At 62.9% G+C, this 12,838-nt stretch carries 7 protein-coding genes; 6 read left to right on the top strand and 1 reads right to left on the bottom strand.

All coding sequences use genetic code 11. The features are described from left to right. Positions 1-4: 4 nt before the first annotated feature. Complete coding sequence (locus tag ACZ5AC_RS08700; RefSeq protein ID WP_464250553.1) at positions 5-199, bottom strand: hypothetical protein; 195 nt, start codon at positions 197-199, stop codon at positions 5-7. A gap of 818 nt (positions 200-1,017) precedes the next feature. Between ACZ5AC_RS08700 and nifJ the strand changes: the two genes are divergently transcribed. The 6 genes from nifJ (at position 1,018) to ACZ5AC_RS08670 (ending at position 12,749) form a co-directional block, all read left to right on the top strand. Then, positions 1,018-4,665: a pyruvate:ferredoxin (flavodoxin) oxidoreductase gene (nifJ, locus tag ACZ5AC_RS08695; RefSeq protein ID WP_464250552.1), complete on the top strand. Its 3,648-nt coding sequence runs from the start codon at positions 1,018-1,020 to the stop codon at positions 4,663-4,665. A 79-nt stretch (positions 4,666-4,744) separates the two neighbouring features. Beyond that, entirely contained in the window at positions 4,745-6,457 is a 1,713-nt protein-coding gene (locus tag ACZ5AC_RS08690; protein ID WP_464250551.1) for an L-lactate permease, read from the top strand. Positions 6,458-6,535: 78 nt separating this feature from the next. Then, positions 6,536-7,924: an FAD-binding oxidoreductase gene (locus ACZ5AC_RS08685; RefSeq protein WP_464250550.1), complete on the top strand. Its 1,389-nt coding sequence runs from the start codon at positions 6,536-6,538 to the stop codon at positions 7,922-7,924. Between the two features lie 2 nt (positions 7,925-7,926). Beyond that, positions 7,927-9,216 carry a (Fe-S)-binding protein gene (locus ACZ5AC_RS08680; RefSeq protein ID WP_464250549.1) on the top strand — a complete coding sequence of 430 codons (1,290 nt, stop codon included), beginning with the start codon at positions 7,927-7,929 and terminating at the stop codon, positions 9,214-9,216. 214 nt (positions 9,217-9,430) lie between these two features. After that, entirely contained in the window at positions 9,431-11,533 is a 2,103-nt protein-coding gene (pta, locus tag ACZ5AC_RS08675) for a phosphate acetyltransferase (RefSeq protein ID WP_464250548.1), read from the top strand. 10 nt (positions 11,534-11,543) lie between these two features. Next, the gene (locus tag ACZ5AC_RS08670) at positions 11,544-12,749 is read left to right on the top strand and encodes an acetate kinase (RefSeq protein ID WP_464250547.1); all 1,206 of its coding nucleotides are present in this window, start codon (positions 11,544-11,546) and stop codon (positions 12,747-12,749) included. The last annotated feature ends 89 nt before the right edge of the window (positions 12,750-12,838 follow it).

Below are 12,838 nucleotides of genomic sequence, written 5' to 3'. Positions count from 1 at the left end.
CGATCTATTCTTCGTCGACTTCCTTGCCCAGCCAGTATTCCTTCCAGGAATCGAGGATGTATTCGGTCTTGACCAGCACGCTGTCTCCGTCGTTGATGCGCTGCTTCTGTATGGGGGTCAGCAGCTGCGACAGCTGCATCGTCTCGTTCTGAGAGAGGCCTCTGATCACGCCGCTCTTGGTTATGCTTTTTCCTTTCATCACAAACCTCCTTTTTGTGCCTGATAATGCATCAAATGCGATTGTGGCAAGATGCGCGCCGATTTTTTAGCAAAATAATTGCCAAACAAGCGCGCTGATCGCAATTCGTTCGGCGTCGAATTCGTATCGCCCTGATTTTCCGCACGTTATGCGCATCGCGATTTTCAGGGCACGCCGGGCGAACGGTTGACCTCTGCGCAAAGTGTGCACTTTGGAAACAGCAGGTGTACCGTCTTGAGACGTTTGTGCACATCAGTGCACAACGCCGGCCGGTCTTGCCGCGGAAATCCCCTTGCTGAAAAATGGTTGTTTAGTCAACCAAATTATGGTATCAAGATCGGATACGCGCTGTCCGGAAAATCAGACGCATTTGCGGCGTCCTGCCAGTCCCTGTGCCGTCGGCGTTGTCCGGGAAGCCTTGCCGGCGCAAGCAACGTGCTGGGTGACACGTTCGAAAGGGTGGCAGCGCACGCCGCCGGGTGCTTGCGTCAGTGTCGTGTCCGGAAAACCGGACAGCGGGCTCATGGCCGGCGAATCCGCCTTTAACCTAGCAATTGTGCGCGTTAACCGGATTGAAGTTGTTTGTTTGCATTCCGCAAATATCGTGGTAGGTCTGCGGACAAAACCCATGATGTCTTTTTTTTCGGACAAACCGGAGGGAGGGGAGTGAGTGAGATGACGATGGTCTCGTAAAATTCTTGTATTTCGAACGGTTAGTATGTTTTTACCCGATGGCACAAAACTTGTTTCTATAGGCGTAGGCGCACGAAGTGGATGCGCACGCCTCGAAACACCAACCTGGCTTTAGGAGAAGATACATGGCAAAAAATATGAAAACCATGGATGGGAACACCGCCGTCACCCACATCGCCTATGCGATGAGCGACACGGCCGCCATTTACCCGATCACCCCCTCTTCGACCATGGGCGAGATCGCGGACGAGTGGGCGGCTCAGGGCCGGCTGAATATTTTCGACCAGAAGGTTCTGGTTCGTCAGATGCAGTCCGAAGCCGGTGCGGCCGGCGCTGTCCACGGCTCCCTGGCCGGCGGCGCGCTGACCTCCACCTTCACGGCCTCCCAGGGCCTCTTGCTGATGATCCCGAACATGTACAAGATCTCCGGCGAACTGCTGCCGGGCGTCTTCCACGTCAGCGCGCGCGCCATCGCGGCCCACGCCCTGTCCATCTTCGGCGACCACCAGGACGTCATGGCCTGCCGCCAGACCGGTTTCGCCATGCTGGCCTCCAGCTCCGTGCAGGAGTGCATGGACCTGTCCCTGGTGGCCCACCTGGCCTCCCTGGAGTCGAGCATCCCCTTCCTGCACTTCTTCGACGGCTTCCGCACTTCCCATGAAGTCCAGAAGATCGAGGTCATCGACTACGAAGACATCAAGAAGATCGTGAACTACGATGCCATCGCCGACTTCCGCGCCCGCGCCATGAGCCCGACCAACCCGACCATCCGCGGCACCGCCCAGAACCCCGACATCTACTACCAGGGCCGCGAAGCCGCCAACGTCTACTACGACCAGGTGCCGTCCATCGTCGTCGAGCAGATGAAGAAGGTCGCTTCCATCACCGGCCGCTCCTACAAGCCCTTCGACTACGTCGGCCACCCGCAGGCCGAGCGCGTCATCGTGGCCATGGGTTCCGGCTGCGAGACCATCGAAGAGGTCGTGCGTCACCTCCTGGCCAAGGGCGAGAAGGTCGGCCTGGTCAAGGTCCGCCTGTACCGTCCCTTCGTGCCCGAGTTCTTCCTGCAGGTCCTGCCCGCCACCGCCTCCGTCATCACGGTCCTCGACCGCACCAAGGAGCCCGGCGCCAAGGGCGATCCGCTCTACAAGGACATCTGCACCGCCTACATGGAACGCGGCGAAATGCCCGAGATCGTCGCCGGCCGCTACGGCCTGGGCTCCAAGGAGTTCACCCCGGCCATGGTCAAGGCCGTCTATGACAACATGATGGTCTCCCAGCCCAAGCACCACTTCAACGTGGGCATCGAGGACGACGTCACCCACACCTCCCTCGATGTGCCGGCCTTCGCCGACACCACCCCGGCCGGCACCGTGCAGTGCAAGTTCTGGGGCCTGGGCTCCGACGGCACCGTCGGCGCCAACAAGGAAGCCATCAAGATCATCGGCGACAACACCGACATGTACGCCCAGGGCTATTTCGCCTACGACTCCAAGAAGTCCGGCGGCATCACCGTGTCCCACCTGCGTTTCGGCAAGGAGCCCATCCAGTCCACCTACCTGGTCAACGCGGCCGACTACATCGCCTGCCACAAGTCCAGCTACGTGCACACCTACGACGTCCTGGAAGGCATCAAGGACGGCGGCACCTTCGTCCTGAACTCCAACTGGACCGCCGAGGACATGGAGAAGGAACTGCCCGCCTCCATGCGCCGCACCATCGCCAAGAAGGGCCTCAAGTTCTACAATATCGATGCCGTCAAGATCGCCACGGAAGTGGGCCTCGGCAACCGCATCAACATGGTCATGCAGACCGCCTTCTTCAAGCTGGCCAACGTCATGCCCTTCGAAGAGGCCGTGGCGCTGCTGAAGAAGGCCATCAAGAAGGCCTACGGCAAGAAGGGCGACAAGATCGTCAACATGAACATCGCCGCCGTGGACCAGTCCATCGAGAACCTCGTCGAGATCAAGGTTCCCGCCTCCTGGGCCGACGCCGTCTGCGACTGCAAGAACGACAAGGACGAGCCCGATTTCGTCAAGAACGTCATGCGTCCCATCCTGGCCCAGAAGGGCGACAACCTGCCCGTGTCCGCCTTCGAGCCCGACGGTCTGTTCCCCGTGGCCACCTCCCAGTTCGAGAAGCGCGGCGTGGCCATCAACGTGCCCGAGTGGATCGCAGCCAACTGCATCCAGTGCAACCAGTGCTCCTTCGTCTGCCCGCACGCCGCCATCCTGCCCGTGCTGCTGACCGAGGAGGAGATGGCCGAGGCCCCCGAGACCTTCGAGACCATCGACGCCCTGGGCAAGGAACTGAAGGGCATGAAGTTCCGCATCCAGGTCAACACCCTGGACTGCATGGGCTGCGGCAACTGCGCCGACATCTGCCCGGCCAAGCAGACCGCCCTGGTCATGAAGCCCCTTGAGACCCAGACTCCCCGCGAAGTGCCCAACTACGACTTCTCGGCCACCGTCCCCTTCAAGGACAACCTCATGCGCCGCGACACGGTCAAGGGCAGCCAGCTGCAGAAGCCGCTGATGGAATTCTCCGGCGCCTGCTCGGGCTGCGGCGAGACCCCCTACGTCAAGGTCCTGACCCAGCTCTTCGGCGAGCGCATGATCATCGCCAACGCCACGGGCTGTTCCTCCATCTGGGGCGCCTCCGCTCCGACCACTCCCTACACGGTCAACGCCGAAGGGCACGGCCCGGCCTGGGGCAACTCCCTGTTCGAGGACGCCGCCGAGTTCGGCTACGGCATCCAGATGGCCTACGACCAGCGTCAGGCCAAGCTGGTGGATCTGATCGAAAAGGCTCTGCAGGGCGATCTGCCCGCGGACCTGGCCGACGCCTTCAAGGGCTGGCTGGAAAATCGCACCAACGCCGAAAAGTCCAAGGAATTCGGCGACACCATCCGTGACATCCTGGCCTTCACGCATCGCGACGATCTCCTCGAAGAGATCTTCGCGAACGAGGAACTCTTCACCAAGAAGTCCTTCTGGATCTTCGGCGGTGACGGGTGGGCCTACGATATCGGCTATGGCGGGCTGGACCATGTTCTGGCCTCTGGCGAAGACATCAACGTTCTGGTGATGGATACTGAAGTGTACTCCAACACTGGCGGGCAGTCCTCCAAGGCGACCCCGCTCGGCTCCATCGCCAAGTTCGCTGCCGCAGGAAAGCGGACAGGGAAGAAGGATCTCGGACGCATGGCCATGAGCTACGGCTATGTCTACGTGGCCACGGTCTCCATGGGCTACGACAAGCAGCAGCTCCTGAAGGCCTTCCGCGAGGCGGAGGCCTACCCCGGACCGTCCCTGATCATTGCCTACGCGCCGTGCATCAACCAGGGGCTCCGCAAGGGCATGGGCAAGACCCAGCTCGAGTCGAAGCTGGCCGTGCAGTCCGGCTACTGGCCGCTGTACCGCTTCAACCCCCTGTTGGCCGACGAGGGCAAGAACCCCTTCACCCTGGACTCCAAGGCTCCGGACGGGTCCATCCAGGAGTTCCTGGCCAGCGAAAACCGGTACGCCTTGCTCGAAAAGATTGAGCCTGAAGCCTCCAAGAGACTGCGGGCCCAGATCGAGCAGGATTACCAGCACCGTTTTGCGATGTACGAGTACCTCTCCAAGCAGGAGTTCGCTCCGGTCAAGGCCGCTTCCGAGCCTGTGGCCGCTGCCGTCCCTGCCGGTGAGGGCTGTACGCTTACGGCAACCGCCGAGCACTCCGGGGCCAACAAGGCCGCGGAGCCCTGCGATGACGGTCGCGCCGGAAAATAGGTAAAGGCTCGCCGCCTGTCCGCGGGGTGGGGTACCCGCGGACAGGCGGCCATTTCATCAGTTTTATTTGGAGGGAGATATGTCAATTCCTGTCTTGGCTATGGTGGCGCTGCTGCCCATCCTGGTTGCTCTCGTCCTGATGGTCGGCATGCGCTGGCCCTCGACGAAAGCCATGCCCCTGGCGTGGCTCGTCTGTGTGCTCGGCGCCATCGGCGTCTGGAACCTGCCCGTCGGCTACATCACGGCCCTGTCCGTCAAGGGCGTCATCGACGCCATCGGCGTGCTGATCATCGTCTTCGGCGCCATCATCATCCTCTACACCCTGAAGTACTCGGGCGGCATGGAAACCATCCAGTACGGGATGCAGAACATCAGCCGTGACAAGCGCATCCAGGCCATCATCATCGGCTACATGTTCGCGGCCTTCATCGAAGGCGCCGCCGGTTTCGGCACGCCTGCCGCCCTGGCCGCCCCGCTGCTGCTGTCCCTGGGCTACCCGCCCCTGGCCGCCGCGGTCATCTGCCTGGTCTTCAACTCCTTCTGCGTGTCCTTCGGCGCGGTCGGCACCCCCATCCTCATCGGTCTGACCCCGCTCAAGCAGCTGGTCGCCGATGCCGCCGCCTCCGGCGTGACCAACCTGAACTTTACCGATTTCAACTCGTTCGCCAAGGTCATCGGCGAACTGGTGACCCTGATGCACGGCCCCATGGCCTTCATCCTGCCCATCTTCATGCTGGGCTTCCTGACCCGCTTCTACGGCAAGAACAAGTCCTGGTCCGAAGGCCTCGCCGCCTGGAAGTTCTGTGTCTTCGCCGCCGTGGCCTTCGTCGTTCCCTACGTGGGCTTCGCCTGGCTGGTCGGTCCGGAATTCCCGTCCCTGATCGGCGGTCTCGTCGGTCTGGGCATCATCGTTGCCGGCGCCAAGGCCGGGTTCTGCGTACCCAAGGACACCTGGGATTTCGGTCCCCAGTCCACCTGGGAAGCCGAGTGGACCGGCACCATCGCCACGTCCACCAACACCGAGTTCAAGGCCCACATGAGCCAGTTCAAGGCCTGGCTGCCCTACATCCTGATCGGCCTCATCCTGGTCGCGACCCGCGTCCCGGCCCTGGGCCTGAAGTCCATCCTGACCGGCGTGGTCATCCCCTTCGACAACATCCTGGGCTACGCCAGCGTCAAGACCTCTCTGCAGTACCTGTACCTGCCCGGCACCATCCCCTTCATGCTGGTCGCCGTCCTGACCATCGCCATTCACGGCATGCCTGGTGAGGCCGTCAAGAAGGCCTGGACCGAGTCCTTCGTCAAGATGAAGGCCCCGACCATCGCGCTCTTCGCCGCCGTGGCCCTGGTCTCCGTCTTCCGCGGCTCCGGCATCGTCGATGCGGCCCTGAACCCCAACAACTACCCGTCCATGCCCCTGGCCATGGCCAAGGCCGTCTCTGAACTGGCCGGCAACGCCTGGCCCATGCTGGCCTCCTACGTGGGTGGCCTGGGCGCCTTCATCACCGGCTCCAACACGGTCTCCGACCTTCTGTTCGCCGAATTCCAGTGGGGCGTGGCCCAGCAGCTTGAACTGCCCCGCCAGATCATCGTGGCCGCCCAGGTCGCCGGTGGCGCCATGGGCAACATGGTCTGCATCCACAACATCGTGGCCGTCTGCGCCGTCACCGGCCTGGTCGGACGCGAAGGCATGATCCTGAAGCGCACCTTCTGGCCCTTCGTGCTCTACGGCATCGTCGTGGGCATCATCGCCAGCCTGATGTGCTTCGTGTTCATGGTAGATCGCTTCTAGTTGTCAATGCGGTCCCGGGGGTTGCGCAAGGCTCCCGGGACCGCTTTTCATAATAGCATCGCACGCAAGGAGAGAACCATGATTTCGACGAGTCTGCTCACCGAGTTCCAGAACCTGCTGGGCAAAGATAATGTCCTCGAAAGCGAGTCCGACCGCCACGCCTATTCCTATGATGCCGCCGTCCTCGACGCGGTTGTCCCGGAACTGGTGCTGCGTCCGACCAACAGTGAACAGCTGGGCAAGACCGTGGCTCTGTGCAACGAGAACAAGTTGCCCATGACCGTTCGCGGCGCCGGCACCAACCTGAGCGGCGGCACCATCCCGACCAAGGAGCACGGCGTCGTCATCCTGACCAACGGCCTGAACAAGATCCTCGAGATCAACGAGCAGGACCTCTACGCCGTGGTCGAACCCGGCGTGGTCACGGCCAAGTTCGCGGCCGAGGTGGCCAAGCGCGGCCTCTTCTATCCGCCGGACCCGGGCTCCCAGGCAGTTTCCACCCTGGGCGGCAACGTCGCCGAGAACGCCGGCGGCCTGCGCGGCCTGAAGTACGGCGTGACCAAAGATTATGTCATGGGCGTGAATTTCTGGAACGCCGAGGGCGAGTACGTCAAATCCGGCGGCAAGACCGTCAAGTGCGTCACGGGCCTGAACATCGCCCAGCTCATGGTCGGCTCCGAGGGCACCCTTGGCGTCTACGACCAGATCATCCTCAAGCTCGTCCCGCCGCCGGTGGCCTCCAAGGCCATGCTGGCCGAGTTCGACGACATCAACAAGGCCTCCGAGACCGTCGCCGCCATCATCGCCAACAAGATCGTGCCCTGCACCCTTGAGCTGCTGGACAACGCGACCATCAACCTGGTCGACGACTTCACCAAGGCCGGCCTGCCCCGCGACGCCGCGGCCATCCTGCTGATCGAGGTCGACGGCGGGCACATCGCCCTGGTCGAGGACGACGCCGAAAAGGTCGTCGAGATCTGCAAGAAGAACGGCGCCCGCCGCGTGCAGATGGCCAAGGACGCCGCCGAGAAGAACAAGCTGTGGGAAGCCCGCCGCAACGCGCTGCCGGCCCTGGCCCGCGCCCGTCCGACCACCGTGCTTGAAGACGCCACCGTGCCGCGCAGCCAGATCCCGGCCATGATCAAGGCCATCAACGACATCGCCTCCAAGTACAAGCTGCAGATCGGCACCTTCGGCCACGCCGGCGACGGCAACCTGCACCCGACCATCCTGACGGACAAGCGCGACAAGGAAGAGTTCCACCGCGTGGAGCTGGCCGTCGACGAGATCTTCGACGTGGCTCTGTCCCTGGGCGGTACCTTGTCCGGCGAGCACGGCATCGGCACGGCCAAGTCCAAGTGGCTGGAGAAGGAGACTTCCAAGGCGACCATCATCTACTCGCGCAGACTGAAGAAGGCGGTTGACCCCAACTACCTGCTCAATCCCGGCAAGATCATCGGAGGCTAGTCATGCACGAAGATCTTCATCAGCTAGCCAAGATGCTGCACGAGCTCGACGACCAGATGGTCGCGTGCATGAAGTGCGGCATGTGTCAGGCGGTCTGCCCGGTATTCTCCGAAACCATGAAGGAGGGCGACGTCGCCCGCGGCAAGATCGCGCTTCTGGAAAACCTGTCCCACGAGATGATCGCGGACGCCGAGGGCGTGCAGGACAAGCTCAACAAGTGCCTGCTCTGCGGCTCCTGCGCGGCCAACTGCCCCAGCGGCGTGAAGGTGCTCGACATCTTCTTCAAGGCCCGCGTCATCGTGAACACGTACATGGGGCTTTCGGCCACCAAGAAGGCCATCTTCCAGGGCCTGCTGACCAAGCCGGCGCTCTTCAACTCCGTGCTGGACGTGGCCTCCAAGTTCCAGGGCGTGTTCACCAAGACGGCCAACGAGGTCATCGGTTCGTCCTGCTCGCGCATCAACGCGCCGGTCATCGGCGAGCGGCACTTCATGCCCCTGGCCAAGAAGCCCCTGCGCAAGCTGGAGCCGGCCCTGAACACCCGCCCCGGAAAGGGCGGCTACCGCGTGGCCTTCTTCCCCGGCTGCGTCATCGACAAGATCTACCCGCAGGTCGGCCAGGCCGTCCTGAAGGCCCTGCGGCACCACGAACTGGGCATCTACATGCCCGCCGGCCAGGCCTGCTGCGGCATCCCGGCCCTGGCCTCGGGCGACAAGGAGTCCTTCGACAAGCTCGTGAAGTGCAACCTCGAGATCTTCGAGAAGGAGAACTTCGACTACCTGCTCACGGCCTGCGCCACCTGCACGGCCACCATCCATGAGCTGTGGCCCATGATGTCCGGCGACAAGACCGAGAGCATGCAGGAGCGCATCGCGGCCCTGGCGGCCAAGACCATGGACGTGAACAAGTTCATGGTCGACGTGCTCAAGGTCGCCGCGCCGGTGCAGGGACACGGGACCAAGGTCACGTACCACGACCCGTGCCACCTCAAGAAGTCCATGAAGGTCTTCGAGCAGCCCCGCGCGCTCCTCAAGAGCAACCCCAAGGTGGAGTTCGTGGAGATGCCCGAGGCCGACCGCTGCTGCGGTTGCGGCGGCAGCTTCAACCTGCAGCACTACGGGCTGTCCAAGGACATCGGCAAGATCAAGCGCGACAACATCGTCGCGTCCGGCGCCCAGGTCGTGGCCACGGGCTGCCCCGCGTGCATGATGCAGATCTCCGACATGCTGTCCCAGCATGGCGACAAGATCGCAGTCAAACACGTTATGGAAATCTACGCGGAAACGTTGTAAACAGATGGCGTCGACGTCGGTCCTGTGCCGGCGTCGGCGCCTTTCCGTCAGTGTTATTTCAACATGCCGAAATCATGAAAAATATTCCTGGCGGAAGTTTTCTCTTTTTTTCGAAATTTTGCAGCTTGTGTAACCAACCAATTTGATTTACCGACCGTGAAACATCACGGGACGGATCACGTCGGAAACCGGACCGGCATTCAAGGGAAGGAATATGGCCAGAAATCTATACATCACGGCGACGGAATCTCGCAGCGGAAAATCAGCCATTGTCCTCGGCGTCATGCAGATGCTCCTGCGTGACATCCGCCGGGTCGGCTTCTTCAGACCCATCATCAACGACGTGCCGGACCGCAAGGACCACGACATCGACCTGGTCCTGTCCCAGTTCTACCTGGGCCTGCAGTATCACGAGACCTACGCCCTGACCATGCGTCAGGCCAAGGAACTGGTCAACGCGGGGCAGCACTCCATCCTGATCGAAAAGATCATCAACAAGTACAAGGAGCTGGAGAGCAAGTGCGACTTCGTCCTGCTTGAGGGCACGGATTTCGAGGGCACGAGCCCCGCCTTCGAGTTCGACATCAACGCCGACATCGCCGCCAACCTCGGCAGCCCGCTCCTGGTCGTGTCCAACGCCTGCCAGAAGACCGAACACGAGATCATCAGCGCCACCAAGCTGGCCGTGGAGTCCTTCGCCGACAAGGCCGTGGACATCCTGGGCGTCATCGTCAACCGCACGGACGTGCCCGACCGCGACGCGCTGCGCATCGCCCTGAAGAAGACCCTGAACAAGCCCGAGACGCTCTTGTACATCATCCCCGAGGTGGCCATCCTCGGCAAGCCCACCGTGGCCGACGTCATGAAGTGGGTCGGGGCCGAAGTCCTCTACGGCCGCGAGAACCTCGGCGCGCAGGTCGACGACATCGTCGTGGCCGCCATGCAGATCGAAAATTTCCTGAACTACATCGAGCGCGGAAGCCTCGTGGTCACCCCCGGCGACCGCTCCGACATCGTCGTCAGCAGCCTTGCCTCCCGGCAGTCGTCGTCCTACCCGGACATCGCCGGCATCCTGCTGACGGGCGGCATCCGCCCCGGCAAGGCCGTGGACCGGCTCATCGACGGCTGGACCGGCGTGCCCGTGCCCGTGCTGCTCGGCAAGGAGGCCACCTTCCAGACGGCCCGGCGCCTCTACAACATGTACGGCAAGATCGAACCCGGCGACCAGAAGAAGATCGCCTCGGCCCTGGGCGTGTTCGAGGAGAACGTGGCCACGGACGAGCTGCGCCAGCGCCTCGACACCCGGAAGTCGACCAAGGTCACGCCGCAGATGTTCGAGTACGGCCTCATCGAGAAGGCCAAGAAGCACCGCCAGCACATCGTCCTGCCCGAGGGCGGCGACGAGCGCATCCTGCGCGCGGCCGACATCCTGCTTCGCCGCGGGGTGGTGGACCTGACCATCCTGGGCGATCCCAAGGCCATCTCCTCCATGACCTCCCAGCTGGGCCTCAATCTGAGCGGCGTGAACATCATCGATCCGGTCGCGTCGCCGGACTACAACGACTACGTGGGCACCTTCATGGAACTGCGCAAGAAGAAGGGCGTGTCCAAGGAAGTGGCCTGCGACTGCATGGTCGACCCGACCTATTACGGCACCATGATGGTCTTCAAGGGCCAGGCCGACGGCATGGTCTCCGGCGCCATCAACACTACGGCCCACACCATCCGCCCGGCCTTCCAGATCATCAAGACCAAGCCCGGCGCGTCCATCGTGTCGAGCGTGTTCCTGATGTGCCTCAAGGACCGCGTCCTGGTCTTCGGCGACTGCGCCGTGAACCCGAACCCGACGGCCCAGCAGCTGGCCGAGATCGCCATCAGCTCGGCCGAAACGGCCCGCATTTTCGGCGTGGACCCGCGCGTGGCCATGCTGTCCTACTCGACCGGTGACTCCGGCGCCGGCGGCGACGTGGATGTGGTCATCGAGGCCACCCGCATCGCCCGCGAAATGGCCCCGAGCCTGCTTCTCGAAGGCCCCCTGCAGTACGACGCGGCCATCGACCCCGAGGTCGGCGCCAAGAAGCTTCCCGGGAGCCAGGTGGCCGGACGGGCCACGGTCTTCATCTTCCCGGACCTGAACACCGGCAACAACACGTACAAGGCGGTCCAGCGCGCCGCCAACGCCGTGGCCATCGGCCCGGTCCTGCAGGGCCTCAACAAGCCCGTCAACGACCTTAGCCGCGGCTGCACCGTCCCCGACATCGTCAACACCGTGGCCATCACGGCCATCCAGGCCCAGGCCGAAAAAGGCTTAATATAACGAGGATACCATGAAGATTTTTGTCATCAATTCCGGGAGCTCCTCCCTCAAATACCAGCTTCTCGACATGGAAAACGGCTCCGTCATGGCCACCGGCCTGGTGGAGCGCATCGGCGAAACCATGGGCAAGGTCAGCCAGAAGAACTGGCCGGGCGAGGCCAGGCAGGCCGAAGTGGAGCGGGAGATGCCGTTCCCCGATCACCGCGCCGCCATGCACACCGTGGTGGACCTGGTCACGGGCAAGGACACGGGCGTCATCGCCTCGTCCGCCGAGATCGACGCCATCGGCCACCGCGTGGTCCAGGGCGGCGAGACGCTGTTCAAGAGCACCCTCATCGACGACGACGTCGTGGCCAAGATCCGTGACAACTGCCACCTCTCGCCCCTGCACAACCCGGCCAACCTGGTCGGCATCGAGGTGGCCCGCGAACTCTTCTCCGGCGTGCCGCAGGTGGCCGTGTTCGACACGGAATTCCACCAGACCATGCCGCCCCAGGCCTTCATGTACCCCATCCCGTACGAGCTGTACGAGGAGCTGCGCATCCGCCGTTACGGCTTCCACGGCACCTCGCACCGCTACGTGGCCCAGCAGGCCGCTGCCATGCTCGGCAAGGCCGCGGACGAGGTCAACCTGGTGACCCTGCACCTGGGCAACGGCTGCAGCATGGCCGCCGTGCGCAAGGGCAAGTGCATCGACACGTCCATGGGCCTGACCCCCCTGGCCGGCGTGATGATGGGCACCCGCAGCGGCGACATCGACCCGGCCATCATCCCCTTCCTGATGAAGGAGAAGGGCCTGGACATGGGCCAGATCGACGACATCCTGAACAAGAAGAGCGGCCTCAAGGGCATCTGCGGCATGAACGACATGCGCGACATCCACGCCGCCGCCCATGACGGCGACAAGAAGGCCGCCCTGGCCGTGGACATGTTCGTCTACAGCATCAAGAAGTACATCGGCGCCTACTACGCCGTGACCGGCCCCCTCGACGCCCTGGTCTTCACCGCCGGCATCGGCGAGAACGACGACGAGGTGCGTGCACGCGTGTGCGCCGGCCTCGAACACCTCGGCATCAGCATCGACCCCCAGCGCAACGCCGGACGCAAGAAGACCGCCATCGCGGTCCAGGCCGACGGCAGCAAGGTCGCCATCCTCGTCATCCCCACCAACGAGGAACTGGCCATCGCCAAGGCGACCCTGAGCGTTCTGAAATAGGATAAGAGCCTCCCCCTCCTTACGCCCCTCCGGGAATCCATTTTCCCGGGGGGGCCTTTTTTTCCTGTGCCGCCTTTCCCGACCTTTCG

The sequence above is a fragment of the Desulfomicrobium aestuarii genome, from assembly GCF_055385525.1.
Note: the sequence above shows the minus strand (reverse complement) of the source record. Positions and strands in the feature narration are given on the sequence as shown.

What these genes read in the sequence shown, in the direction of transcription:
- ACZ5AC_RS08700 (WP_464250553.1), bottom strand. Translation starts at nt 199, where the DNA reads ATGAAAGGAAAAAGCATAACCAAGAGCGGCGTGATCAGAGGCCTCTCT.
- nifJ (WP_464250552.1), top strand. Translation starts at nt 1,018, where the DNA reads ATGGCAAAAAATATGAAAACCATGGATGGGAACACCGCCGTCACCCAC.
- ACZ5AC_RS08690 (WP_464250551.1), top strand. Translation starts at nt 4,745, where the DNA reads ATGTCAATTCCTGTCTTGGCTATGGTGGCGCTGCTGCCCATCCTGGTT.
- ACZ5AC_RS08685 (WP_464250550.1), top strand. Translation starts at nt 6,536, where the DNA reads ATGATTTCGACGAGTCTGCTCACCGAGTTCCAGAACCTGCTGGGCAAA.
- ACZ5AC_RS08680 (WP_464250549.1), top strand. Translation starts at nt 7,927, where the DNA reads ATGCACGAAGATCTTCATCAGCTAGCCAAGATGCTGCACGAGCTCGAC.
- pta (WP_464250548.1), top strand. Translation starts at nt 9,431, where the DNA reads ATGGCCAGAAATCTATACATCACGGCGACGGAATCTCGCAGCGGAAAA.
- ACZ5AC_RS08670 (WP_464250547.1), top strand. Translation starts at nt 11,544, where the DNA reads ATGAAGATTTTTGTCATCAATTCCGGGAGCTCCTCCCTCAAATACCAG.